21 protein-coding genes are annotated in these 24,050 nt (G+C 64.3%); 4 read left to right on the top strand and 17 right to left on the bottom strand.

All coding sequences use genetic code 11. The features are described 5' to 3' along the window. Positions 1-47 precede the first annotated feature (47 nt). The 9 genes from FCT00_RS06715 to gyrB form a co-directional block, all read right to left on the bottom strand. Complete coding sequence (locus tag FCT00_RS06715; RefSeq protein ID WP_138422332.1) at positions 48-959, bottom strand: FAD:protein FMN transferase; 912 nt, start codon at positions 957-959, stop codon at positions 48-50. Next, the gene (locus tag FCT00_RS06710; protein WP_138422331.1) at positions 959-1,504 is read right to left on the bottom strand and encodes a nitrous oxide reductase accessory protein NosL; all 546 of its coding nucleotides are present in this window, start codon (positions 1,502-1,504) and stop codon (positions 959-961) included. Before FCT00_RS06710 ends, FCT00_RS06715 begins: the two co-directional genes overlap by 1 nt. Beyond that, positions 1,501-2,328 carry an ABC transporter permease gene (locus FCT00_RS06705; protein WP_138422330.1) on the bottom strand — a complete coding sequence of 276 codons (828 nt, stop codon included), beginning with the start codon at positions 2,326-2,328 and terminating at the stop codon, positions 1,501-1,503. Before FCT00_RS06705 ends, FCT00_RS06710 begins: the two co-directional genes overlap by 4 nt. Continuing rightward, positions 2,325-3,233 carry an ABC transporter ATP-binding protein gene (locus FCT00_RS06700; RefSeq protein ID WP_138422329.1) on the bottom strand — a complete coding sequence of 303 codons (909 nt, stop codon included), beginning with the start codon at positions 3,231-3,233 and terminating at the stop codon, positions 2,325-2,327. The genes FCT00_RS06705 and FCT00_RS06700 overlap by 4 nt, the downstream gene beginning before the upstream one ends. Beyond that, positions 3,230-4,477: a nitrous oxide reductase family maturation protein NosD gene (locus FCT00_RS06695; RefSeq protein ID WP_138422328.1), complete on the bottom strand. Its 1,248-nt coding sequence runs from the start codon at positions 4,475-4,477 to the stop codon at positions 3,230-3,232. The genes FCT00_RS06700 and FCT00_RS06695 overlap by 4 nt, the downstream gene beginning before the upstream one ends. 12 nt (positions 4,478-4,489) lie before the next feature. Beyond that, positions 4,490-6,385: a TAT-dependent nitrous-oxide reductase gene (gene nosZ / locus FCT00_RS06690; protein ID WP_138422327.1), complete on the bottom strand. Its 1,896-nt coding sequence runs from the start codon at positions 6,383-6,385 to the stop codon at positions 4,490-4,492. Between the two features lie 12 nt (positions 6,386-6,397). Then, positions 6,398-8,560 (bottom strand): NosR/NirI family protein, encoded by a 2,163-nt coding sequence (locus FCT00_RS06685; RefSeq protein ID WP_138422326.1) that lies wholly within the window; start codon positions 8,558-8,560, stop codon positions 6,398-6,400. Positions 8,561-8,715: 155 nt separating this feature from the next. Further along, positions 8,716-8,883, bottom strand: a complete 168-nt coding sequence (locus FCT00_RS06680) for a twin-arginine translocase TatA/TatE family subunit (protein ID WP_040884842.1) — start codon at positions 8,881-8,883, stop codon at positions 8,716-8,718. A 247-nt stretch (positions 8,884-9,130) separates the two neighbouring features. Continuing rightward, complete coding sequence (gyrB, locus tag FCT00_RS06675; protein ID WP_138422325.1) at positions 9,131-11,548, bottom strand: DNA topoisomerase (ATP-hydrolyzing) subunit B; 2,418 nt, start codon at positions 11,546-11,548, stop codon at positions 9,131-9,133. Positions 11,549-11,727: 179 nt separating this feature from the next. Between gyrB and FCT00_RS21420 the strand changes: the two genes are divergently transcribed. After that, positions 11,728-11,877: a hypothetical protein gene (locus tag FCT00_RS21420; protein ID WP_171042910.1), complete on the top strand. Its 150-nt coding sequence runs from the start codon at positions 11,728-11,730 to the stop codon at positions 11,875-11,877. 12 nt (positions 11,878-11,889) lie between these two features. On the opposite strand, the gene FCT00_RS06670 is transcribed toward FCT00_RS21420, so the two are convergent. The 6 genes from FCT00_RS06670 to rpsT all read right to left on the bottom strand — a co-directional run bounded on the left by FCT00_RS06670 (position 11,890) and on the right by rpsT (position 17,490). Beyond that, positions 11,890-12,510, bottom strand: a complete 621-nt coding sequence (locus FCT00_RS06670; protein WP_138422324.1) for a LysE family translocator — start codon at positions 12,508-12,510, stop codon at positions 11,890-11,892. Continuing rightward, complete coding sequence (locus tag FCT00_RS06665; protein WP_138422323.1) at positions 12,507-12,923, bottom strand: VOC family protein; 417 nt, start codon at positions 12,921-12,923, stop codon at positions 12,507-12,509. The genes FCT00_RS06670 and FCT00_RS06665 overlap by 4 nt, the downstream gene beginning before the upstream one ends. Beyond that, entirely contained in the window at positions 12,920-14,035 is a 1,116-nt protein-coding gene (gene recF, locus FCT00_RS06660) for a DNA replication/repair protein RecF (RefSeq protein WP_138422322.1), read from the bottom strand. Before recF ends, FCT00_RS06665 begins: the two co-directional genes overlap by 4 nt. Then, on the bottom strand, positions 14,032-15,150 hold the full coding sequence (gene dnaN / locus FCT00_RS06655) for a DNA polymerase III subunit beta (protein WP_008332281.1): 1,119 nt from the start codon (positions 15,148-15,150) through the stop codon (positions 14,032-14,034). The genes recF and dnaN overlap by 4 nt, the downstream gene beginning before the upstream one ends. 152 nt (positions 15,151-15,302) lie before the next feature. After that, positions 15,303-16,682: a chromosomal replication initiator protein DnaA gene (gene dnaA, locus FCT00_RS06650; RefSeq protein WP_138422321.1), complete on the bottom strand. Its 1,380-nt coding sequence runs from the start codon at positions 16,680-16,682 to the stop codon at positions 15,303-15,305. A gap of 544 nt (positions 16,683-17,226) precedes the next feature. Next, the gene (gene rpsT, locus FCT00_RS06645; RefSeq protein ID WP_008332285.1) at positions 17,227-17,490 is read right to left on the bottom strand and encodes a 30S ribosomal protein S20; all 264 of its coding nucleotides are present in this window, start codon (positions 17,488-17,490) and stop codon (positions 17,227-17,229) included. Between the two features lie 285 nt (positions 17,491-17,775). Between rpsT and FCT00_RS06640 the strand changes: the two genes are divergently transcribed. Further along, positions 17,776-19,875, top strand: a complete 2,100-nt coding sequence (locus FCT00_RS06640; protein ID WP_171042909.1) for a DEAD/DEAH box helicase — start codon at positions 17,776-17,778, stop codon at positions 19,873-19,875. 42 nt (positions 19,876-19,917) lie between these two features. Here FCT00_RS06640 and FCT00_RS06635 read toward each other — a convergent pair whose 3' ends face one another. After that, positions 19,918-20,694 carry an enoyl-CoA hydratase gene (locus FCT00_RS06635; RefSeq protein WP_008332287.1) on the bottom strand — a complete coding sequence of 259 codons (777 nt, stop codon included), beginning with the start codon at positions 20,692-20,694 and terminating at the stop codon, positions 19,918-19,920. A 65-nt stretch (positions 20,695-20,759) separates the two neighbouring features. After that, positions 20,760-21,611: a bifunctional DNA-formamidopyrimidine glycosylase/DNA-(apurinic or apyrimidinic site) lyase gene (gene mutM / locus FCT00_RS06630; protein ID WP_138422319.1), complete on the bottom strand. Its 852-nt coding sequence runs from the start codon at positions 21,609-21,611 to the stop codon at positions 20,760-20,762. A gap of 130 nt (positions 21,612-21,741) precedes the next feature. Here mutM and ubiE point away from each other — a divergent pair, with 130 nt between their 5' ends. Both ubiE and ubiB read left to right on the top strand, forming a co-directional pair. Next, a complete protein-coding gene (gene ubiE, locus FCT00_RS06625; RefSeq protein ID WP_138422318.1) occupies positions 21,742-22,491 on the top strand; it encodes a bifunctional demethylmenaquinone methyltransferase/2-methoxy-6-polyprenyl-1,4-benzoquinol methylase UbiE in 750 nt (249 codons plus the stop codon). Continuing rightward, positions 22,491-24,020, top strand: coding sequence for a 2-polyprenylphenol 6-hydroxylase (ubiB, locus tag FCT00_RS06620; RefSeq protein WP_138422317.1), 1,530 nt, complete (start codon positions 22,491-22,493; stop codon positions 24,018-24,020). Before ubiE ends, ubiB begins: the two co-directional genes overlap by 1 nt. The last annotated feature ends 30 nt before the right edge of the window (positions 24,021-24,050 follow it).

The raw sequence follows: 24,050 nt of genomic DNA, 5'->3' as shown, positions 1-24,050 counted from the left end.
ACCTTTGTAGCGACCGGCCGAAGTCGAATATTGATCAAGCGCAATGTTCAGAGCGTTTTCGCGTCTGCGTGCAGAATTTTCGCCCCGAAACTATCGAATGATTTCAGTAGTTTGTTTTCCATCACTATTGAAGCCGTCGAAATCGCGTCCGCAATGGCGGCGCTGTCGTGGACGACCGAGACAAAGGAATCGCGCCCCCGGCTCTGCCCGCTGGGGTCGAAGATATGGCCGATACCGCGCCCCGGGTCGATCTGGGTGCCCATCCTGTGCGACGTGGCGACCGCTTGGTCGCGCAGGCGGATCTCGGTCCCCGGCAAGCGCACCGCCCAGCCGGGGCCAGTTGGCCCCTGCCCCATCGCCATCACTTCGCCCGCGTTGACCATCACGTCCCGAAGTCCCTGTGCGCGCAGCAGCGCCGCGATCCTGTCCGAGGCATATCCCTGCGCGATCCCGTTCAGGGTCATCGCCATACCGGGGCGCAGGAACCGTACCGCTTGCGGGTCGAACGTCACACGATCGAACCCGACCGCGTTTTGCACAGTCTTAAGTTCGCCCGCCTGCGCCGCACGCCCCTCGGCGGCGGCCTTGGCGTGGAGCGCGAACAGCGGCTGCACCGTCGGATCGAATGCCCCTTCGCTCGCGTGGTGGACCGAGCGCGCGATGGTCAGAAGCTCCAGAAACGCCGGGTCCGGCCGCGCCAGCTCGCCGTCGCGATTGAGCCGCACCAGTGCGCTGTCGGCCCGATACAGCGAGAACAAGCGGTCGATCCGGCCAAGCTCGGCTTCGATGGCCGCGAAGATCGGCCCTGGTGTCTCGATCCCGACCAGTCTCACCTCGGCCAGCGTGCCCAAAGCCGGGCCCTGCCAGCGGGCGACGGGCGCGGCGTCGGAACCTCGGCCCGCGACCACGGCCGCCCCGGTGATCGCGAGGAACCGTCGCCGGGAAAGCATGGCGCGCATCAGTTCACGCCCCCATGCATGTCGTGACCGCCCATGTCGCCCGCTTCCATCACGGGCAGATCGGGGTGAACATACTCCACAGGCACGGCTTCGAAGATGACGATCTGCCCGCCGTTTTCGCGTTGGAACGCCTCGGCCCCGCCGCGCGACCCGAACGGGATGACTTCGGGCACGCCCATGCCCCCCGGCCGGTCGCTTTCGATCACGAACATCGCGTCCTGCACGGTGATCCAGTTCTCCGTTCCCGGAATGGCCCAGCTTTCCGCGCGCTCCATGTCGGACACGAAAATGCCGGTGATCTCGGCGTCACGCTCGGGATCATGGACATAGGCGACGGCGTCCGAGACCTGACTGAACCACAAAGGCGCCGCGTATCCTTTGAGGTGGATCTGCGCCTTGGGGCCTGCGTGGTCGGCGACGAACATCTGGCAATAGTGACCAAGGGCTTCGTCGGTCATCTCGACCGGCTCGGGCGCTTTGGCGATGTCGTCCTTACATGCGGTGAGGGATGCGACGACGGTCAAGAGAATGAGTGCACGTTTCATGGGACGATCCTTTTCGTGCGGTAGATGCCGAGGGCCAGTGCCGCCACCAGCCAGAGAGCGATTGCGGCGAGGCCCGTTTCGGGCGGGAAGGGAAGCGTGCGGGCCAGCCCGTCGATCCCGGCGACCGGGGCCGCGTCGAGGGCTGCGAGATTGTAAAGCCGGAAGGCGTCGGCGGGGTTTGCCACGACCAGCCACGGAAAGACCCGGGTCGCGAAGGCCCCTTCGCCCGACGCCATGATCCCGCCCAGAAGCGCAAGATCGTAGAGCACGACGAGGATCAGCCATGTGCCGATCGCGGCGGCGGCGGCGCGCGCCGTGCGGGCCGCGAAGGCCGACAGCATCAGGCCCACCGCGACGAAGACCGCTCCGAGCCCCACCGCCGAGACGACGAGGCGCGCCCAGGCCGCCAGACCCTCGGGCGAGGTGCCGAAGGCGGTGGCGAGCGCGGCGCCTGCCAGCATGAACGACAGGGTCACGGCCACGGCGACCGCGACCACTTGGGCGAGGAGCTTTCCGGCGAACACCTCCCACCGCCGGACGGGGGTGGCGAAGGTCAGGCCCAGCGCGCCGCGCTCGATCTCGCCCGCGAAGGCGTCGTAGGACATCAGAAGCGCGATCAGCGGGATCAGGTAGACCGACAGGGTGGCAAGACTGGCAGATGTCAGCGTCAGCACGTCGGCCTTGAGCCCCGCGCCCTGCCCCGCGCCGAAGAACCCGAGCGCGAGGGCGAACAGGGTCAGGATCAGGGTGGCCAGCAGAACCCAATGATTGCGGCGGGCCAGCCGGAATTCCTGTGCAAAGATGGTGGCGATCCGGTGGGTCATTGCAGCGCCTCCGCGTCGAGGTTCGAGAAATGCAGATACACGTCGCCCAGCGTGGGCGGCGACATCTGAAGGTCGGTGACCCGCCCCGCCTCGGCCCCCAGCCGGGCGACGAGGCCAAGTTTCGCGTCGGCGGTGCAGTCGATGTCGAGCCGGCAGCCGTTGAACCGGCGCCCGCCGTATTCCGCCTGAAGCCCGTCCGCCGCCCCTTCGCGGGCGGTGACGCGCAGACGGGTCGGAAGGTTCGCTTCGCGGGCCAGCGCGTCGAGCGTTCCGATGGCGCGCATCCGGCCCTGAGACAGGATCGCGACCCGGTCTGTCCTGTGCTCGATCTCGTCCAGACCGTGCGACGACAGAAGCACCGCCGATCCGCGCCCCGCCGCTTCGGCAATCACGCCGTAGAAGTCGTGCCGCGACACGGGGTCAAGCCCGCTTGTCGGTTCGTCGAGCAGCAGAAGGCGCGGCGCGCCGATCAGGGCCTGGGCAAGGCCAAGCCGCTGGCGCATCCCCTTCGAATAGGTGCCCACCGCCCGGTCCGCCGCATCCGACAGGCCGACCCGTTCAAGAAGGTCCGCGATCTGGCGGCGCGGCTCGCCCCTGAGGCCGGTGAAATAGCGCAGCACTTCGCGCCCCGTAAGGCTGCGGGGAAAGGTCACGACCTCGGGCAGATAGTTGATCGCCCGCCGCGCGGCATCGGTTCCGGGCGCGTGGCCCGAAACCCGGATGGTCCCACCAGCGAGCGGCATGAAGCCGAGGATCGCCTTGAACAGCGTCGATTTGCCCGCGCCGTTGTGACCCAGCAGGGCGAGGCGTTCGCCGGGGGCCACCTCGAAAGACGCAGCCTCGACCGCGCGGGTTCGGCCATAGGCGAGCGAAACGGAGGACAGGGAGAGCACGGGATCGGTCATCGGGACGCCTCGGATTGCAATGGGTCGGGTGATGTGAGCGGGTGGCTGTCGATCACGCCGCCGGGCAAGAGCCCCGGAAACCGCGATTGCGACCAGCGCAGAAGTTGCAGCGCAGGCGCGCCCATCAGGAGCTTGGCGGCAGGCTGCGACCAGACAAGCTGATCCACCGCGTCGTTCGGGCGGTAGGGGCTATCGGCGATGCCGTCGCCGTTCACGTCGAAGGCGACATGGTCGGACCAGTAGTTGCCGCGCCCGGCGTCGGACCATTCGAGCCAGCGGGTGCCCACGTATTTCACCTGCGTCCGGTTGCCGACAAAGGCATTGCCGGACATCGCGTTGCCCTGACTGCCGGCGGTGAAATGCACGCCGATGCCGCAGCCCTGAAACCGGTTGGCGGTGAAGCTGTTGTTGTTCGAGTTGTAGATGAACAGGCATTTCTCGCCGCCGTCGCGCACCTCGTTCCCCGACAGGTCCGCGCGGTTGGCGAAGTTCATGAAGAAGCCGTGGTTCGTGTCGCCGGTCGAAAGATTGCCGCGCACCGTGAGATGCGTGGAATACATGAAGGCGAAGCCCATGTCGTTGTCGCGGCTGACGTTGTCGGTCACCTCGATCCGATTCGCGTACATCGAGTGAAAGGCGAAGCGCAGTTCGGTGAAGGTGTTGCGCCGGTAGATGGCCCTGTCCGAGGTGGTGATGAACACCCCGTCGCGCCCGCGTGCGATCATATTGTCCTCGACCAGCAGGCCGGGCGAATTCCAGACATAGATGCCGGGGCCGCGTTCCGCCAGGCGCAGGTCGTTGCGCCCTTGGATGGTGTTCCCGCGCAGGATCACGTCGCGCGCACCGTGCACGTCGATGCCGATGAGGTTGCCGGTGAGGGTCACGCCCTCGACCCGCGCACGGTCGGCGCCCTTGAGCAGGCGGATGCCGCTGTCGAGATCGGCAAGGCTCGCGCCCGCACCGGACACGGACAGCCCGGTGAGCGTCACGTCGGGGGCGGTGATCGTCACGACCGAGCCGTCACCCGGCCCTTTGATCGTGGCACCAGGCCCGGTCAGGGTCAGGGGCCGGTCGATATGGACCGGCCCGGCGTAGGTGCCGGGGGGCAGCACCAGTTCGTCGCCGGGCCGGGCCGTGGCCAAGGCAATGGCGAGCGCATCCGGACCCCGCCCGACCTCGATCCGCTCCGCCGCAAGGGGAGTGGCCAGCGCGAACGACAGCAGGATGAGGGTCAGGATACGCATCGCCACGACCCCTTAAGCGGCCTTGGGTTTCACGAGCATCCGGCCGCGCATCTCCATGTGGAGCGCGTGGCAGAACCACTGGCAGTAATACCAGTGCACGCCCGGACGATCGGCGGTGAAGGTGACGGACGCCGTGGCCTGCGGCCCGACCTCCATCGCGACACCGTGGTTGCCCAGCGTGAAGCCGTGGGTCAGGTCGTCGACCTCGTCCATGTTCGTGACATAGACCGTCACCTCGTCGCCCTGATTGACCTCGAAGCTGTCGAGGCTGAAGGCGGGCGCGACCGAGTGCATGTAGACCCGCACCTTGTTGCCGTCGCGGATCACGTCGGCACCCCAATCAAGGTCCACACCGTCCGCCTCGGCCTGCTTGCGCGCGTCTTCCCAGAGCACGTCGCCACGGTCATAGACCGACACCGGGTTCACCTTGTCGGCGCGCACGAGGATACAGTCGTGCGGCTCGGCAAAGGTCGGGCCGTCGTGCAGCACTTCCATCTTGTCGCCGGAGATCGAGATGAGCTGATCGTTCTCGGGTTTCAGCGGCCCGACGTTCAGGAACCGGTCTTTCGAGAACTTGTTGAGCGAGATCAGGTATTCCCCGTCCGCTTCCAGCGTCTCGCCCATGGTCGTGTGGTTGTGGCCGGGCTGATACATCACGTCGACCTTCTCGATGATCGGGTCCACGTCCTCGCCGTTGAAGGCGCGGATGGCGTCTTCGATGTTCCACTTCACCATCTGGCTATCCAGGAACAGCGTCGTGAAGGCGTTGCCCTTGCCGTCATAGGCGGTGTGAAGCGGGCCGAGGCCCAGCTGCGGCTCGGCCACCACGGCGCTGCGCGGATCGGCGCCCGCGAAGACGTCGGGCAGCTTGGTCACGTCCACCACGGTCACGGTGGGCGACAGCTTGCCGTTGATGCACAGGTGCACCTTGTCGGGTGCCATGTTGCAGCCGTGGGGGGAGTTCGAGACGGGGATATACTGGGTGTATTTCCCGGCCTTGCGGCCATCCAGAACCTTGACCCCGTTGTATTCGGTGTAGTCGCCCGCCGCGACGCCAGCTTCGATGGCGGCGATGTCGAAGATCACGACCCAGTCCTGCTCGTTCTCGGTCATCTCGGCCAGCGTCACGCCGTTTTCCGAGTTGTAGCAGGTCGAGAAGGCGAACTTGCCTTCGTAGTCCGCGTCGCAGTTGTCGAGGTTCCCGTTCACGATGACCTGCCACGCGATGTCCATCGTGTCGCCGTCGATGGCGGTGAAGATCGAGACGTACTTGTCCGGCTCGTCCAGAATGATCCCGTCGTTGGGCAGCGGGATGCGGTGCTCGCCGTTGGCGAAGACATAGCCGGTGCGCGGGTATTTCTGGGGGCGCAGACCGTGGATGTCCGAGGTGTTCGGAATCTCGATGATCTTGTCGGTCTTCATGATGTCGCAGCGAATGCGCGCCACGCGGGTGTTGGCCTTGTCGTTGGCGAACAGGTAACGCCCGTCATAGGTGCCTTCGGTGAATGACATATGCGGGTGGTGCAGGTCGCCGTTCTCATAGGTCTGGCGGCCACGCTTCGCGAGGAACTCTTTCGTTTCGGGCAGCAGGCCCTCGGTCATCACCTTGAGGCTTTCGTTGGTCGAACCCCAGCCCGTTGCCGAGCAGCGGTTGAACACCGGGATACGCATGAGCTCACGCATCGACGGCACGCCCATGATGCGCACCTCGCCCGACTGGCCCGAGGACCAGAAGCCATAGTAGCTGTCCAACTCACCCGGCGCGATTTCGGCACCGGCTGCGGCGGCGGCGCGGGTGGTGGCGAGCATTCCCAGAGTTCCGGTGCCCCCCGTCGCCGCGAGCGCGGCGATGCCGGCGCTTCCCTTGAACAGCCCGCGTCGTGTCAGGCCCTTTTTCTCTTCACTCATCGGAGGTCTCCTTCAGTTGGTTTTCGAGATCTGGTTCGGGTGGCCGAGGTTCGGCCGGTCGTCATGGGCCGCGAGCGATGCCGCAGCGGCCGCATCACGGGCGCGGCGTTTGTCGGTCTTGATGACGACCGGACAGCGCGCGTGATCCTGGTAAAGCACCTGACAATTCAGGCATGAGATACATTCGTTAGGGTTGATCTCGCCCGTCGGGTGGATCGCCTTCACCGGGCAATCGGCCGCACAGAGCTGGCAAGGATTGCCGCATTCCTTGTAGCGGTTGAGCCAGCGGAACATGTGCAGCCGCGCCGGGATCGCGAGGCCGCCGCCCAGCGGGCAGACGTATCGGCAATAGAAACGCTCGATGAACAGGCCCGGCAGAAGTGCCGCGACGGCGATCAGGACGAACGGCAGGGGGCGGGCGAATTTCAGGATGATCGCGGTCTTGAACGGCTCGACCTCGGCGAACCTTTCGGCCAGTTCGAGCGAGTAGAGCGACAGTCCGAACAGCCCGAGGAACAGGATGTATTTCACCGCCCAGAGCCGTTCGTGCAGCCCCCACGGCAGCGTCACCTGCGGCACGCCCAGCTTGCGCGCGACCCTGTTCGACAACTCCTGCATCGCGCCGAAGGGGCAGAGCCAGCCGCAATAGGCCCCACGCGCCCAGAACAAAAGCGCCGCCGCCACCGCGAACCACAGGATGAAGATCAGCGGGTCCATCAGGAACGTGTCCCAGTTGAAGTCGCTGAAGAAGGCGTTGGTGACGGCCAGAATGTTGACGACCGAAAGCTGCGCATTCGCGATCCAGCCGACGAAAACCAGCGTGAAGACGAGGTAGGCGTTGCGCAGGATGGCGAAGGTCCGGGCGTTTCGCGTGGCGAAAGTCTGGAAGAAGAAGATGCCCGAGAGCAGCGCGAGCGCGGCAGAGAGGACGATCACCTGAAGGCGCTTCGTCTCCCATATCCGTTGCCACAGCGCATTGCGCGGGTTCGCGTCGGTCTGCGCCACGGGTGCGGCGAGCGGCTCGACGGTGCGGGTATAGAGATCGGGCAGGTCGTAGGCCAGTTCGCGGGTCAGGAAGACCTTTTCGATGGGCCCCACCGCGCGGCTGACAAGAAACTGAAGCCGGAACGGCGCGACCGGGTCGAAGCCCGCCGCGGCAGGCACGATGAACAGGTCCATCTCGGTGAAATCCGGCGCGCCGGCGGCGGCGATATTCACGATCCGGGCATGTTCGCGGTCGAAGAACCGGTGCGAGATTTCGCCTTGGATCAGCTGGAAGCGGTCGAAGATACCGCCGCGCACGTAGCCCGACCCCTTGAACGACCAGCGCCCGCCGCCGAACACCGCGATCGCCTCGTCCCCCGGTTCCATCCGGGCCACGAGGTTGTCATAGGCCCCGTCGCCCAGCAGGCTGCGTCCGATGGCGGGCTGACTGACGAGTGCGGCCCAGATGTCTACATAGGCCGCATCATCGGGGCCGTCCTCGGTTTCCTTTTCGGTGCGCGGGTCATTGAATGCCGCGAAATCGGCGTTGATCGTGCCCACGTCGATGGTCATGCGCCGCAGCGCGCCGTTTCCGGCCAGCGTTTCCCAATCGGTGACCTCGCCGGCGTCCCGGTCCACTTCGCGCGTCGGCCCGGTGGCCTGGGCGACCTCGAACCCGTCGAGGCCAAGCGCCTGCGCCGCCTTGATACCGGAGCGCAGGATGGAATCGTCGATCACCATGATCGTCACCGTCGCGCCCGACACGATCTCGAGATCTTCTGGCGCCCGTTCGGCCACCTGATGCAGATCGAACCCCGTGTAGTGGTCGATGACGGCGGTGATCTCGCTTTCGGGAATGCCGACCAAAACGATGGGTTCCGAGTGTTTGACCAGCTTCGCGCCGGTCAGCACGGCCTCGGGCGAGATACCGGCGACGACGTGGATCGGTTTGCCGGAATAGCCGGTCGTCGGCACGAAATCTGAGGTGAGGTAGGCCCAGCCGACCAGCTTTCCGCCCTCAAGCGCGGGCACCAAACCGTCCTCCCCGACCGCGCCGAACGCATCCGCGCCCGGCACGATGTCGCCGGGGGTCACCTCGGACAAAAACGTCCCGATCAGCGGATCGGCCGCCGCAACGCCCCCTGTCAGGACAAGCGCGATAGTCGCGAGAGCACGAAGGATGACGCGCATGGATGGACCCCGATGGTTGTTCTGGTTTCGGGGTAAAGGCTGCGGGCAAAGGCAAGTTTGTGATTTCGCAAACACCGGCGCGGTTTAGCGGCCCTCCAACGAAAAACGCCGCCGTGGGTGCGGCGGCGCTTTGTCTGGCGGTTGTTTGGCGGGTGTCAGACCGAGGCGGTTTCATCCTCATCCTTGGCTTCGACGCCCTTACGGAATGACGTGATCCCCTGCCCGACTTCGCCCATGATCGACGATAGCTTGCCGCGTCCGAAGAGAACGATCACGACCATGGCGATGATGGCGAGACCGGGGAGGCCGATGTTGTTCAGCATATTGGTGCCCTTTCGTTTCAGGTGATTTGGGCCTTGGGCCGAAATCGAGTTGTCGCGATGAAACGATACCCAGACCACGGCGCGGAACTTTGCGATTTCACAAAATCCCGACGCCTTCGCGCGCCCTTGAAGCGTTGCCCTTTTGTCGGGCGACCCCCGTTCAACACCTGAAGCGGCACCATCGGACAGGTTACCGATGGACCGCGCCATTCCGGGTTTGGGGTGGCGGCGTTCAGCCGACAGACCGTCAGATGTCGAGGTTTTCCACCGAAAGCGCGTTCTGCTGAATGAACTCACGCCGGGGTTCGACCACGTCGCCCATCAGCTTGGTGAACAGATCGTCGGCATCCGCCAGATCATCGACCTTGACCTGAAGCAGCGTGCGCGCTTCGGGGTCGAGCGTGGTTTCCCAAAGCTGATCCGGGTTCATTTCGCCCAGACCCTTGTAGCGTTGAAGCGTCAGGCCCTTTTCGCCTTCGGCGAGGATGGCCTGCAATAGGTCGGTAGGACCATAAATCTCCTGATCCCGGTCCTTGCGGACGAGCGACGAGGGGTCTTGATAATAGCCGCGCGTCTCTTCGCTGACCTGGCTGAGGCGGCGTGCCTCGCCCGATCTGAGGACCGCGCCGTCGAGCGTGCGGATTTCTTCGACACCGCGTAGGATGCGGCTCAGACGGATGCCGTGATCCTGCGTGATCCGGCCATTCCAGCCCTTTTCATACTCCACCGCGACCTGATCGAGCCGCTCCGCCACCCGGTCGGCGACCGCCTGAAGGTCGCTGTCCGCCGCACCCGGATCGAAAGCCCCCGCAAGGGCCGCCTGTTCAAGGATGTTGCGCGGGTAATGCGTCGGGAAGGCATCGAGGATGCGTTTGAACGACCGCGCGCCTTCGATGATGCGAGCCAGATCGGGACCGGCGATTTCCTCACCCGTCTTGAGGCGCAGGACAGCGCCCTCGATCCCCTGCTGGATCAGATAGTCTTCCAGCGCGGGAACGTCTTTGATGTAAACCTCGGACCGGCCCCGCGACACTTTGTAAAGCGGCGGCTGGGCGATGTAGAGATATCCGCCGTCGATGATTTCGGGCATCTGGCGGTAGAAGAAGGTCAGCAGAAGCGTGCGGATGTGCGCGCCGTCCACGTCGGCGTCAGTCATGATGACGATCTTGTGGTAGCGCAGCTTGTCGATGTCGAATTCATCGCGCCCGATGCCGGTGCCGAGCGCGGTGATGAGCGTGCCGACCGTTTCCGAGCCGAGCATCCGGTCGAAGCGCGCGCGTTCCACGTTCAGGATTTTGCCGCGCAGGGGCAGAACCGCCTGATTGTGGCGCGACCGGCCCTGCTTGGCCGAGCCACCGGCCGAGTCACCCTCGACGATGAACAACTCGCGCTTGGCGGGGTCTTTTTCCTGACAATCGGCCAGCTTGCCCGGCAGGCTCGCCACGTCATGCGTCGCCTTTTTGCGGGTCAGTTCGCGCGCCTTGCGGGCGGCTTCACGCGCAAGCGCGGCTTCGATGATCTTGCCGACGATCATCTTGGCCTCGTTCGGATGCTCTTCGAACCAGTCCGAGAGGCGTTCGTTCATCAGGCTTTCGACCGCCGGGCGCACTTCGGACGACACCAGCTTGTCCTTGGTCTGGGACGAGAATTTGGGGTCGGGCACCTTGACCGACAGCACGCAAGTCAGACCCTCGCGCGCGTCATCGCCGGTGAAGGCGACCTTTTCCTTTTTCGCGAGACCCGAGGAGTTGGCGTAAAGGTTCATGGTCCGCGTCAGCGCACCCCTGAAGCCCGCCATATGGGTGCCGCCGTCGCGTTGCGGAATGTTGTTGGTGAAGGGCAGCACCATCTCGTTGTAGCTGTCGTTCCACCACATCGCGACTTCGATCCCGATCCCGTCACGCTCGCCCGTGATGAAGATCGGCTCTTCGATCATCGGCTGCTTGTGGCGGTCGAGGTATTTGACGAATTCCTTCACGCCGCCTTCGTAATGCAGCTCGGTTTCCAGCGGCTCGGCGGGGCGTTCGTCCTTCAAGATGATGCGCACGCCGGAGTTCAGGAACGCAAGCTCGCGCAGCCGCGTTTCCAGCGTCTTGAAGCTGTATTCGAGGTTCGAGAACGTGTCGGTCGAGGCGAGAAAGCGCACCTCGGTCCCGGTCTTGCCGTTCGCGTCCCCGACGACTTCGAGATGCTTGGCGGTATCGCCACGTTCGAACCGCGCGATATGTTCTTTCCCGTCGCGCCAGATGCGCAGCTCCAGCCAATCCGACAGGGCGTTCACGACCGATACGCCCACCCCGTGCAGACCGCCCGACACCTTGTAGGAGTTACTGTCGAACTTACCGCCCGCGTGAAGCTGGGTCATGATGACTTCGGCCGCCGACACGCCCTCTTCGGCATGCATTCCGACCGGAATCCCGCGCCCGTTGTCATAGACCGATACGCTGGAATCCGCGTGAACCGTGACCGTCACATAGTCCGCATGACCCGCCAGCGCCTCGTCGATCCCGTTGTCCACGACCTCGTAGACCATATGGTGCAGGCCCGAGCCATCGTCGGTGTCCCCGATATACATGCCGGGGCGTTTGCGAACAGCCTCCAAGCCCTTGAGAACCTTGATGGAATCTGCACCGTATTCGGAATTGTTCTGCGCGTCGTCGGCCATGCGAGCCTTCCTGTTTTTTTGTTGCCTGTTTCTAGCGTTTCCGGCCGGGATTGTCACGCGAATGACACCATATTTGGTGGTCGGCCACGGGGCATTGCCCGACATTTTTCACGGTAGTGACACAGGCTGGCCTATTTCCGCTGCGAGATTTTGTTGCCTATCGCAACGAGGTGTCTGTCATGCGTTTTATACGACCCATCCTGTTGTCATTCGGTATCGGTATCGGGGTCGCGGTTCTGACCCATCCGCTTATGGCGATCATCACGATCCTGGTGATGTCGCCCGTCTTACTCATGCTTGACCGGATCATGTTTCCGGTCAGCGACTGAGGCCGCGCAGGGTCAGGTGAACGGGATGATCGCCGCGACGGCGATCAGAAGGGCGCCCGCCGACACGTTGAGCCGCCGGAGTGCCTTGGGCGACGTCAGAAGCCCGCGCAGCTTGCCGATGAAGGCGGCCATGACGATGTTGCCGAACAGCGGCACGATCATCGACAGGGCAACGATCACGCCGATGTCGGGCCATGTCAGCGCCGTCAGATCGAAGAAGCCGGGCAGCATCCCCATGTAAAACAGGATCGCCTTGGGATTGGCGAGGATCACGACGACCCCGGCGACGAACCCGGCCCACATGCCGGGGCGCGTCAGGCGGCTGTCCGCCGCGATCTGTTTGTCCGCGTTGCGAATGATCGTGTAGCCGAGCCAAAGGAAAAAGGCGCTCGCCACGAATTTCAGGATTGTGGTGAGGCCTTCGAACTCGGTCGCGATCCAACTCATCCCCAGAATGGCGAGAAGCGGCCAGAGCGCATCGCCGATTGTCACGCCCAGCGCAAACGGCCATGCGGCGTTGAACCCACCCGACATCGCGCGGGCAAGGAGAGCCATCCAGACCGGCCCCGGTGTCAGGAACAGGACGAGAAGCGCAAAGGCGTACAGCCCCGCGTCAGCAAGCGTAAGGGTCAAGCGATGCGGCCCTCGTCGTCCAGCGTCCAGAACGGGTTGTGGGCGAACTCCCATAGGTGGCCGTCCGGGTCCGCCACATAGGACGAATACCCGCCCCAGTCGGTTTTGAACGGCTGCGTGACGGGCGACGCGCCTGCCGCAACCGCGCGCGCGAACATCGCATCCACTTCGTCGTCGGAGTTGAAGTTCTGCGCCAGCGTCATCGCCCCGGTCTTCAGGTCTTCGACGGTGCGCCCGGTTTCCTTGGCCAGCCCTTCGAGGTGGAAACAGCCGAATTTCATGCCGTTCATGTCGAAGAACAGGGTCTGACCCAGATCCTCTTCGATCACCCACCCGAGCGCCTCGTAATAGGCGCGGCTTCGTTTGGGATCGGACACACCTAGTGTGATGAGCGTCACTCGATTGGCCTTCATGGGGCGACCTCCTGAATCAGGGACTGGCCCGCCTCATCACGGACTTCGATATGCATGGCCCGCGCGCCGAGCTCTGTAAAGAGTTCCGGCCCCGTTCCGGTCAGGAACGCCTGCGCGCCCAGCGCGACGATCTCGTCATACAGCGCGGCGCGGCGGTCGGCGTCGAGATGCGCGGACACTTCGTCCAGAAGCAGCATCGGCGGCGCGCCGAAGTCCTGCGCCAGCGCGCGACCATGGGCAAGGATGAGCGAGACGAGCAGCGCCTTCTGCTCGCCCGTCGAACATTCCCGCGCGGGCATCGCCTTTTCGGCATAGGTGGCCGCCAGATCGGCACGGTGCGGGCCGACCAGCGTGCGCCCGGCCATCAAGTCGCGCGGGCGGCTTTCGGCATAAGCCCCGGCCAGCTCCGCCTCGCCTTCCGGCCCGGTCTCGGCCCCTTCGGCGTGGAGGAGTTGCAATTCTGCCGCCGGAAACGCGGTCTGCGCCGACATCTGCGCCCCAACGATCAAGGCCACAGTGCGCCGCCGGTTTTCCTGTATCGCGGCGCCCGCCCTGGCCATCTGCGCCTCGAGCGCGCCATACCAATGCGCGTCGCGGTGTCCGTCTTTCAACAGCCTGTTCCGGTCGCGCATCGCCTTTTCATAGGTCAGCACCGCCTCGCCATGCCCCGGCTCGAAACTCATCGCCATCCGGTCGAGGAATTTGCGCCGCCCGTCCGCGCCCTCCAACCAGAGCCGATCCATCACCGGGACCAGCCACGTGACGCGCGAGATGCGGCCCAACGCGACCTGTGCCGCCGTCTTGCCGTCGATGGTGACGTTGCGCGAGCCGCCGGGTTCGGCCCATGTCTCGACCTCGTGGACCTGATGCAGCGACTGGAGCACGCCCGTCAGCTTCCACCCCACGCTTTCGGGACGCCGGGCCATATCTTCGGCGGAAGCGCCGCGCAGCCCCCGACCGGGGGACATGAGGCTGACGGCTTCGAGGATGTTGGTCTTACCCGCCCCGTTGCGCCCGAAAATGGCGATCGGACGCGCGTCCAGCGACAGAACGGCCCGCCTGTGGGAGCGGAAATGGGAAAGGGTCAGTTCTCTTAGATAAAGACCCGTCACACGCGCATCGGCATGACGACGTAGACCGCGCTGGTGTCGTTGCCTTCGCGCATGAGCACCGGCTGGCCTGCGTTGTCGAACATGAACACCGCGTTTTCGCGATCCACCTGGCTGGCGATTTCCAGCAGGTATTTCGCGTTGAACCCGATCTCCATACCCTCGTCGCCATAGGCCACGATCAGTTCTTCCTCGGCAGCGCCGGCATCGGGCGCGTTCACGGACAGCGTCAGTTTGTCTTCGGCCAGCGCGAGCTTCACGGCGCGGGACCGTTCCGACGACACGGTCGCCACACGGTCGACTGCCTTGGCGAATTCGGCGGCGTCCACTTCCATCTTCTTCGTGTTCCCCATCGGGATCACGCGGGTGTAGTCCGGGAAGGTGCCGTCGATGACCTTGGAGGTCAGCGTGATGTCGGGGGTCGCGAAGCGCACCTTGGTTTCCGACACCGACACGGCGATCTGCATGTCGTCATCGTCCAGAAGCTTGCGAAGCTCGCCCACGGTCTTGCGCGGGACGATCACGCCGGGCATATCCTCGGCCCCTTTGGGCAGATCGGCGTCGATGCGGGCCAGACGGTGACCGTCGGTCGCCACGCAGCGCAGCACCTTGCCGCCCTCGGCATCGGACACGTGCATGTACACGCCGTTCAGGTAATAGCGCGTTTCCTCGGTCGAGATCGCGAATTTGGACTTGTCGAACAGGCGGCGCAGCACCGGCGCGGGGGCCGAGAAGTTGGCGCTGTATTCCGACGAAGCCATCACCGGGAAATCTTCTTTCGGCAACGTGGCGAGCGAGAAGTTCGAACGACCCGCCTCGACCGTCAGACGGCCCGCGGCACCATCGTCGGTGAGCTGGACCATCGCGCCGTCCGGCAGCTTTCGCACGATTTCGTGCAGCGTGACCGCGCTGACCGTCGTGGCGCCCGCGCGTTCGACCATCGCGGGGGCCTTGTCGACCACTTCGATGTCGAGATCGGTGGCGCGAAAGCTGACCGTGCTCCCCTCGGCCTCGATCAGCACGTTGGCGAGGATCGGAATGGTGTTGCGGCGTTCAACGACCGACTGCGCCTGACCGACCGCTTTCAACAGCACGGCGCGTTCGACGGAAATCTTCATGTCCCACTCCCGATATCGTCAGGGCGCACTGGCCCCGGGACGGCGACATTACCCGGTTCCCCGCCCGTCTCAAGGTTTTTCGCACTGTCTGAGTGTTTCAAGGCAGGGTCAAGGCCCCGCCCCGGCATCGACGTGCGTCCATCGCGCTGGGCCTAGTGCTCCAGCGCCTTGCGCAAAAGGTCGACGTCTTCGGCGATCTGGTGGTCCGTCGAGACCAGTTCCTCGACCCGCTTGACCGCATGCATGACCGTCGAATGGTCACGGCCACCGAAGCGGCGCCCAATGTCGGGATAGGACCGGGTGGTCAGATCCTTGGACAGCTTCATCGCCACCTGACGCGGACGCGCGATCGAGCGCAGGCGTTTGGGGCCGATGAGGTCGGACAGGCGAATTCCGTAATGTTCGGCCACCTTGCGCTGGATTTCTTCGACCGTGACCTTGCGGTCCGAGGCGCGCAGCACATCGGTCAGGCATTCCTGAGCACGGTCCAGCGTGATTTCCCCCCCGACGAGCGAGGCGAAGGCGAAGAGCCGCATCAGGGCCCCTTCGAGCACGCGGACATTCGTGGTGATCCGGTGGGCGAGGAATTCCAGCACGCCGTCTGCGATGGACAGGTCAGGGTAGGTTTCGCGGTAGGCCGCGACTTTGGATTGAAGCACGCCGAGGCGCAGTTCGTAATCGGTCGGGTGCAGATCGACGACAAGGCCGCACTGGAGGCGCGACTTGATCCGCTCTTCCAGATCCTTGATCTCGCCCGGCGCACGGTCGGCGGAAATGATGATCTGCTTGTTCTGGTCGATCAGCGCATTGAACGTGTGGAAGAACTCTTCCTGCGTCGAATCCTTGCCCGCGATGAACTGCACGTCATCGACCATCAGGACATCGACCGAGCGGAACATGTGTTTGAAGTCCATCATCTGCTTGTCGCGCAGCGCCTGCACGAAGCGATACATGAACTGTTCGGCGGACAGGTAGAGGACGCGCAACTGCGGCTGCCGCTCGGTCATTTCATGCGCGATGGCATGCATCAGGTGCGTCTTGCCGAGACCGACGCCACCATAAAGGAACAGCGGGTTGAAGGTGACGGGGCCACCCTCGGCCACGCGGCGTGCGGCGGCATGGGCAAGCTCGTTCGGCTTGCCGACGACGAAGCTGTCGAAGGTGAAGCGTTTGTCGAGCGGCGCCCCCGGAAGGTCGTCGCTCGCCCCGGACTTGGCGGCGGCAGGCCGGGCGTTTCCGTTCGCGGGTGCCGGGGCCTCGTCCGCGGCGGCGGCACGGTTCGTCTCACCGACACGGGGCACGACGAATTCGAGCCGCGAGACCCGCGCACCGGCATTCACCATATGCTGAAGAATCTGCTCGCCGAAATTGCGCTGAACCCAGTTACCCATGAAGTTCGTCGGCACGAGGAACGTCGCGACGCCCCCGTCCAGATCGTTGAACTCGAGGGGTTCGATCCAGTTCCGATAGTTATTCTGCCCGACCGAGCGTTCCAGCCGCTCGCGTACTTGTCCCCACATATTATCCGCCATCTCGTCTCTGACCTGCTTCGTTTAGTCCGCGTGTCGCGCGGCCCGTTCCCCCGGCAAGGCACATGCCGGTTCAGCGATCATCTCTGACAAGACTGACGGCCCATGACCCGCAAAGGTCACGCGCCACCAAACGCAACAAGCGCCCGACGGAATACTCCGTAGGTGCCGGATTGCGTCCGGTTTGCAGCCGAAGGTACCCCCTCAGATCCCTTCGGTACGGCTGAACGAGGATCCCCACCCCCGTTTTCCGTTCTGTCCCAAGTCAGCGATGTGAATCGCCTGCTCAAGATAGGTGGGGGGTCGGGAGAGTCGCAACTGATCTTCGCGCTTGACTCTGACTGGGGTCAAACGAATCCAGAGCCGCTTTCACAATTGCAATGTTTCACTTGGGAAACTGTCGGTTTGAACCGAATCGTGGCTTTGGATCGAATTGTCCGAAAGCATACATGGCGTGTCCGTTCGGCATCATCTGCACGCCCGAACGAAAAAACGCGGCCCGCTTGGGGCCGCGCCTTGATGTCGCGTCGTCACGTCCGATGACGGATCAGGCAAGCGCCTTCACGCGCGAAGACAGGCGGGACATTTTCCGCGCTGCGGTGTTCTTGTGGTAGACGCCTTTGGTCACGCCACGCATCAGTTCGGGCTGGGCGGCTTTGAGGGCGGCGGTCGCCGCTTCCTTGTCGCCCGAAGCGATGGCTTCCTCGACTTTGCGGAGGTAGGTGCGGATGCGCGAACGGCGGGCTTTGTTGACGGCAAAACGACGCTCGTTCTGACGGGCGCGTTTCTTGGACTGGGGCGTATTCGCCATGGTGATCTTCCCTTCGTCGGGTTCGTTTCAAATATCGGCAGCATGAGACGACGTCCCGACCGGGTTTCCTACCGGCTGATTCCGACCTGAGCGGGTCTCACGCGCATGTAGCGGCGGCGTATATGGGGTTTCGCACGGCTTGTGAAGTCCCTTGTGAGCGAATCCTTCAATGATCCCCGTTATTTTCATATACAAACCCTGCGCCGCGCTGTAAGGACGCTGATCTTGCGCGGCCAGATCGCGCCCATGCGTGCCAATGCACCGACGACTACGGACCACCTGAACATGACCCGCCTGATTAACGAAGCGCTCGCCGAGCGCGGTTACGACACTCTTACCCCGGTGCAGGAGGCGGTGAGCGATCCCGATCTCGCCGGTCGCGACCTGCTGGTTTCGGCCCAGACCGGGTCGGGGAAAACGGTGGGCTTCGGCCTGGCCATCGCGCCCACGCTTCTGGGTGAGGACGAAGAGTTCGGGCCTGCCGGTCTGCCGCTGGCGCTCGTCGTCGCACCGACGCGCGAACTTGCGATGCAGGTGAAGCGCGAACTGATCTGGCTTTATGGCAAGACCGGCGCGCGCCTCGCCTCCTGCGTGGGCGGGATGGACATGCGGGACGAACGCCGGGCGCTGGAGCGCGGCGCGCATATCGTCGTCGGCACGCCGGGCCGCCTGCGCGACCACATTCAGCGCGGGTCGCTGGATATGAGTGAACTGCGCGCCATCGTGCTGGACGAAGCGGATGAGATGCTCGACCTCGGTTTCCGCGAAGACCTTGAGTTCATGCTGGAAGAAGCGCCCGAAGAGCGGCGCATCCTGCTGTTCTCGGCCACCGTGCCGCCGACCATCGCGAAGCTTGCCGAGCAGTATCAGAACGACGCCGCGCGGGTGAACACGATCACGGGCGCGACCCAGCACGCCGACATCGCGTATCAGGCGATCCGCGTGGCCCAGACCGATGCCGAGAACGCGATCTTCAACCTTCTGCGCTACCACGATTCGGAAAACGCCATCGTGTTCGCCAACACCCGCGCGCAGGTCGCGCACCTGACCGCGCGGTTGTCGAACCGTGGCCTGAACGTGGTGAGCCTGTCGGGTGAGCTCAGCCAGAACGAACGCACCCACGCGCTGCAAGCCATGCGCGACGGGCGGGCGCAGGTCTGCGTGGCGACCGACGTGGCCGCGCGGGGGATCGACCTGCCGAACCTCGATCTGGTGATTCACGCCGATCTGCCGAAGAACACCGAAAGCCTGACGCACCGTTCGGGCCGCACGGGCCGCGCCGGGCGCAAGGGCATTTCGGCCCTGATCGTTCCGCCGCGCGACGTGAAAAAGACCGAGCGTCTGCTTGGCTGGGCCAAGGTCACCGCCAAATGGACCGAAGCGCCGTCGGCTGACGACATCCACGCTAAGGACGAAGAGCGTCTGCTGGCCGATCCCGTGTGGTCCGAACCTGTGACCGAGGCGCAGGCGGCCTTTGCCGAGAAACTGCTCGCCCAGCACGGGGCCGAAGCGGTCGCAGCCGCCTATCTGCGTCTGTTCCAGTCGCGCCAGGGTGCGCCCGAGGATCTGCTGCCCCCGGATACGAAGCCGGAGCGCAAGGAGCGCAAGCCGTTCGGGCCGAGCAAGTGGTTCGCGCTGTCGGTCGGGCAGGCCGAAAAGGCCGAAGCGCGCTGGCTCCTCCCCCTCATCATGCGGGCGAGTGGCGTTGACAAGGCCGACATCGGCGCGATCCGGGTTCAGGGGGCCGAGACCTATCTCGAACTGACCGAAAAGAGTGCCGAAGGGTTCCTGTCGTCGCTCGGCGCGGACGGCGAACTGGACGAGGGCATCAAGGCCCGTGCGCTGGACGCCGCGCCCGAGCTTGGTCCGCGTTCCAAGCCCGAACGCCGGGACGGCAAGCCGGGCGGCCGCGACGGAAAACCGCCCTTCAACAAAGGCCCGCGTGACCGGGGCGAGCGGAAAGAGCGGTCGGACGACAAGCCGCGCGAACATGGCGCCGCGAAGCGCAAATTCGACGACAAACGGCGCGCGCAGGCCGAGGATGGCGCGACGACCGCCTACAAGCCGCGCAAGACATCAGACCGCAAGGATGATGACAAGCCACGCGGCAAACCCAAAGGCGAGTTCAAACCCAAGGGCGACTTCAAACCGAAAGGCGAGTTCAAGCCCAAGGGTGACGGCAAGAAGCCCTACAAGCCGAAAGGCGCGAAACCTTCGGGCGACCGGCCGTCGCCGAAAGGCAAACCTGCCGGGGCTGCCAAGCCGAAACCCGCAGGCAAGCCCGGTGCAGGCGATACGTCGAAGTCGTTCAGGAAACCGCGTGCGAGCGCGGTGAAGGGCAAGCAACCGCGCGGCGCGAACGCCACGCCCCGTCGCAAGCCCTGACGCAATGTGACGCCCGGCTGGCGCAAACCAGCCGGGACAGGATCACTTGTCGCGGAACTGCGGCTCGCGCTTTTCGATGAAGGCGGCCATACCCTCTTTCTGGTCCTCGGACGCGAAGAGCGAATGGAACACGCGGCGTTCGAACAGGATCGCCTCGGTCAGCGGCATCTGGTCGGCGCGATGCACCGCTTCCTTGATCGCCATGACGCTGATCATGCCCTTCTCGGCGATCTTGCGGGCGGCCGCGGTCGCCTCGTCCAGCAGCTTCTTCGCGGGAACCACGCGGCTGACCAGCCCCGAACGCTCGGCTTCTTCCGCGTCCATGAACCGACCCGTCAGGTTCATGTCCATCGACTTGGCCCGGCCCACCAGACGCGTCAGGCGCTGCGTGCCGCCCATGCCGGCCATCACGCCCAGGTTCACCTCGGGCTGTCCGAACTTGGCGCTGTCCGCCGCGATGATGAAATCGCACATCATGGCCAGCTCGCAACCGCCGCCCAGCGCGTAACCCGACACCGCCGCGATGATCGGCTTGCGGATGCGCATGACCGCTTCTTCTTCCGGCGTGAAGAGATCACCCAGAAACACGTCGGCAAAGCTCTTGCTCGACATCATCTTGATGTCCGCGCCCGCCGCGAAAGCCTTTTCCGAGCCTGTGATGATGAAGCAGCGAACCTTGTCGTTCTTCTGCCCGTCCGCCAGCGCGTCGCCCAGTTCCTTGAGCAGTTCGAGGTTCAGCGCGTTCAGCGCATCCGGACGGTTGAGTTTGATTGTGCAGACGTGATCTTCCACGTCCACGATGATGTTGTCGTAAGCCATCTGTTATGATGCCCCTTCCCGTGCAGTCCGCCCATGCCTAAGCGAGTCTCAGGCGGGGCTTCAAGTCACCTTTGACACGTGGGGCAGTAGAAGGACGAACGGCCGGATTGCACGATCCGCGCGATTTTCGCCTGACATTCCGGGGTTTTGCAGGGCTGACCCTCTTGGTCGTAGACCCGGAAAGTGTGTTGAAAATATCCCAACTCGCCGTCGGCCTGCCGGTAATCGCGCAACGAGCTCCCCCCTGCCGCGATCGCCTCGGCCAGCACGTCGCGGATGATGGGAACCAGCGACGCGATACGGGCGGCCGAAATGCGCCCCGCCTTGCGGGCCGGGTGGATGCCCGCACGATAAAGCGCCTCGCACACATAGATATTTCCCAGCCCCGCCACGATCCGCTGATCCAGCAGCGCCGACTTGATCGGCGTGTTCTTCCCGGCGAGTTTCGCGATCAGGTAGCCTTCGTTGAATTCGTTTCCCAATGGTTCCGGCCCCAAAGCGGCGATGAGCGGATGAAGATCACCCGTGCCGGTCGTGAACAGGTCCATCGCCCCGAACCGCCGCGCATCGTTCAGCGTGATCCGCGCGCCGCCGTTCATGTCGAGCACGACGTGATCGTGTTTTTCCGGCGCGGGGTGCTCATGGTGGAACTTGCCCAGCGTGGTCCCGGAAATCAGGATGCGCCCGGACATGCCAAGGTGGATCAGGCATGTCTCATTCGTATCCAGATCGGCGAGGATGTATTTCGACCGCCGCCGCAGGCCCAGCACGGTCGCACCCGTCAACCGCTCGGCCATGCGCTCGGGAAACAGCCAGCGCAGACCTTCGCGCCGAACCTCGGCCCGCGCGATCCTGTGACCCGTCATCACGGGCTCCAACCCCCGGCGAACCGTTTCGACCTCTGGCAGTTCCGGCATCTCATCCCCCTTGGTAAGCCGTGCGTATATAGGGCATCGGCGCCCGGCGCGACAGTCTGCCCGCCAGTTCGGGTTTGTCGTTTGCCGTCAGGGAGGTTATCTGCACTCTGACCTGATCGAGGCAAGACGCATGACCGACGACAAAAAGACCACCCACTTCGGCTACCAGACCGTCGACGAGGATCAGAAGGCCGGGATGGTGCACGGCGTCTTCACCAATGTCGCCTCGAAATACGACATCATGAACGACGTGATGAGCATGGGCATCCACCGCGTCTGGAAAGACGCGATGATGGACTGGCTCGCCCCGCGCCCCGGTCAGAAACTGCTCGATGTGGCGGGCGGCACCGGCGACGTGGCGTTCCGGTTCCTGAACCGCGCACCCGGGGCCCACGCCACGGTCTGCGACATGACCGAGGGAATGCTGATCGAAGGCCGCAAACGGGCCGAAGCCGAACAGATGGCCGCAAGCCTCGAATGGGTCGTGGGCGACGCCATGGCGCTCCCGTTCGACGACAACAGCTTCGATGTCTACACCATCAGCTTCGGCATCCGGAACGTGACACGCATCGCCGACGCGCTGGCCGAGGCCTATCGCGTGCTGAAACCCGGCGGGCGGATCATGGTGCTGGAATTCAGCCAGATTCCCAACGACATGATGCAGAAGGTCTATGACCTTTACTCGTTCAACATCATCCCCCGTATGGGGCAGGTGATCGCGAACGACCGCGACAGCTACCAGTATCTCGTCGAATCGATCCGCCGTTTCCCGGATCAGGAAACCTTCGCAGGCATGATCCGCACCGCCGGGTTCGAGCAGGTGAAATACCGCAACCTGACGATGGGGATCGCGGCGCTGCATTCCGGCTGGAAGATCTGATGAAAGGCCCGATCAACATCTGGCGCCTGATCCGTATCGGCGCGACGTTCGCACGCACCGGCGCCTTGGGCGAGGTGCTGCACGCGATGAACGCCCCGCCGCTGGTCAGGGTCACGACCCGCGCGGTCAGCTGGACCTTCGCATGGGTCGGAAAACGCGGCGACAAGTCGCTCCCCCCGGTGACCCGCGCCGTGACGGCGATGGGCCCGGCCTACATCAAGTTCGGGCAGATCCTCTCGACCCGCCCCGATGTCGTGGGCGAAGAACTGGCCGAGCAACTGCAATACCTGCAAGACAAGCTCGACCCCTTCCCCACCGACGTCGCGCGCCGGATGATCGAAAGCGAGCTCGAGATCAAAGTCGACGATGTATTTTCGGACTTCTCCGATCCGGTCGCGGCGGCCTCGATCGCGCAGGTGCACAAGGCACGTATCCGCGCGACCGGCGAACAGGTCGCGGTCAAGGTGCTTCGCCCCCGCATCGAACGGGCCTTCCGCAACGACCTCGATGCCTTCCATTTCGCAGCGCGCGTGATCGAGGTGCTCCTGCCTCAGACCCGCCGCCTGCGCCCGCAGGACGTGGTCAACCATTTCGAAAACGTGGTGCTGGGTGAGCTGGATCTGCGGCAGGAGGCCTCTTCGGCGTCCGAGTTCGCCGAGAACACCGAAAAAGACGCGGGCTTCGTCGTCCCGCGCATCAACTGGGGCCTCAGTTCCCGCCGCGTGATGACGATGGATTGGGCCGAGGGCATTCCCGCGAACGATCTCGAAAAACTCCGCAGATCGAACCTCGACCTCGAAGCGATCGGGAACCGCGTCTTGCACCTGTTCCTCGCCCATGCGCTGCGTGACGGGCTGTTTCACGGCGATATGCATCAGGGCAACCTCAAGATCGCGGCGAACGGCGACCTCATCGCCATCGACTTCGGCATCATGGGGCGCATCGACGAATACACCCGCCGGGTCTATGCCGAGATTCTCTATGGCTTCATCCAGCGCGACTACAAACGCGTGGCCGAGGTGCATTTCGAGGCCGGATACGTGCCCGCCGACAAGGATGTCGAGGAATTCGCGCGGGCCCTGCGCGCCGTCGGCGAACCGATCTTCGGCATGGATGCGAGCCACATTTCGATGGGTCGGCTTCTCGCCTATCTCTTCGAAGTGACCGAAAAATTCGGGATGCAGACGCGCACGGAGCTTATCCATCTGCAACGCACGATGGTGATCGTCGAGGGCGTGTCGCGCTCGCTGAACCCACATATCAACATCTGGGAAATCGCGCGCCCAATCGTCGAGGATTACATCGCTGGCGCCATCGGGCCCAAGGCCGTCATCAACGACCTTATCAAGACGGTGAAAGTCCTATCCCGTTTCGGCCCGCGCCTGCCGGAACTCGCGGAAGCCGCGCTCATCAATCAGGCGAAACCGCAGAAAGAGGTCGACCGAGCCCGTCCGCTGCGCGCCATGGGGTATGTCGCACTTGGCGCGGCTATCACCCTTGCCGCCGTCCTGATCGAAGCGCTTCTCTGACCGCCTCGCCCCTTCTCTGTTTCCGGAAAC

Origin of the sequence: Maritimibacter alexandrii (assembly GCF_005871115.1) — a bacterium.
Taxonomy (GTDB): domain Bacteria; phylum Pseudomonadota; class Alphaproteobacteria; order Rhodobacterales; family Rhodobacteraceae; genus Maritimibacter; species Maritimibacter alkaliphilus.
Note: the sequence above shows the minus strand (reverse complement) of the source record. Positions and strands in the feature narration are given on the sequence as shown.

Excerpts from the sequence above, each read along its gene's own strand:
- FCT00_RS06640 (WP_171042909.1), top strand. The coding sequence starts at position 17,776 with ATGACCCGCCTGATTAACGAAGCGCTCGCCGAGCGCGGTTACGACACT.
- FCT00_RS06635 (WP_008332287.1), bottom strand. The coding sequence starts at position 20,694 with ATGGCTTACGACAACATCATCGTGGACGTGGAAGATCACGTCTGCACA.
- FCT00_RS06680 (WP_040884842.1), bottom strand. The coding sequence starts at position 8,883 with ATGCTGAACAACATCGGCCTCCCCGGTCTCGCCATCATCGCCATGGTC.
- FCT00_RS06685 (WP_138422326.1), bottom strand. The coding sequence starts at position 8,560 with ATGCGCGTCATCCTTCGTGCTCTCGCGACTATCGCGCTTGTCCTGACA.
- FCT00_RS06695 (WP_138422328.1), bottom strand. The coding sequence starts at position 4,477 with ATGCGTATCCTGACCCTCATCCTGCTGTCGTTCGCGCTGGCCACTCCC.
- mutM (WP_138422319.1), bottom strand. The coding sequence starts at position 21,611 with ATGCCGGAACTGCCAGAGGTCGAAACGGTTCGCCGGGGGTTGGAGCCC.
- ubiB (WP_138422317.1), top strand. The coding sequence starts at position 22,491 with ATGAAAGGCCCGATCAACATCTGGCGCCTGATCCGTATCGGCGCGACG.
- dnaN (WP_008332281.1), bottom strand. The coding sequence starts at position 15,150 with ATGAAGATTTCCGTCGAACGCGCCGTGCTGTTGAAAGCGGTCGGTCAG.
- FCT00_RS06705 (WP_138422330.1), bottom strand. The coding sequence starts at position 2,328 with ATGACCCACCGGATCGCCACCATCTTTGCACAGGAATTCCGGCTGGCC.
- rpsT (WP_008332285.1), bottom strand. The coding sequence starts at position 17,490 with ATGGCGAATACGCCCCAGTCCAAGAAACGCGCCCGTCAGAACGAGCGT.
- FCT00_RS06700 (WP_138422329.1), bottom strand. The coding sequence starts at position 3,233 with ATGACCGATCCCGTGCTCTCCCTGTCCTCCGTTTCGCTCGCCTATGGC.
- dnaA (WP_138422321.1), bottom strand. The coding sequence starts at position 16,682 with ATGGCGGATAATATGTGGGGACAAGTACGCGAGCGGCTGGAACGCTCG.
- ubiE (WP_138422318.1), top strand. The coding sequence starts at position 21,742 with ATGACCGACGACAAAAAGACCACCCACTTCGGCTACCAGACCGTCGAC.
- nosZ (WP_138422327.1), bottom strand. The coding sequence starts at position 6,385 with ATGAGTGAAGAGAAAAAGGGCCTGACACGACGCGGGCTGTTCAAGGGA.
- FCT00_RS06715 (WP_138422332.1), bottom strand. The coding sequence starts at position 959 with ATGCGCGCCATGCTTTCCCGGCGACGGTTCCTCGCGATCACCGGGGCG.
- FCT00_RS06665 (WP_138422323.1), bottom strand. The coding sequence starts at position 12,923 with ATGAAGGCCAATCGAGTGACGCTCATCACACTAGGTGTGTCCGATCCC.
- FCT00_RS06710 (WP_138422331.1), bottom strand. The coding sequence starts at position 1,504 with ATGAAACGTGCACTCATTCTCTTGACCGTCGTCGCATCCCTCACCGCA.
- FCT00_RS21420 (WP_171042910.1), top strand. The coding sequence starts at position 11,728 with ATGCGTTTTATACGACCCATCCTGTTGTCATTCGGTATCGGTATCGGG.
- gyrB (WP_138422325.1), bottom strand. The coding sequence starts at position 11,548 with ATGGCCGACGACGCGCAGAACAATTCCGAATACGGTGCAGATTCCATC.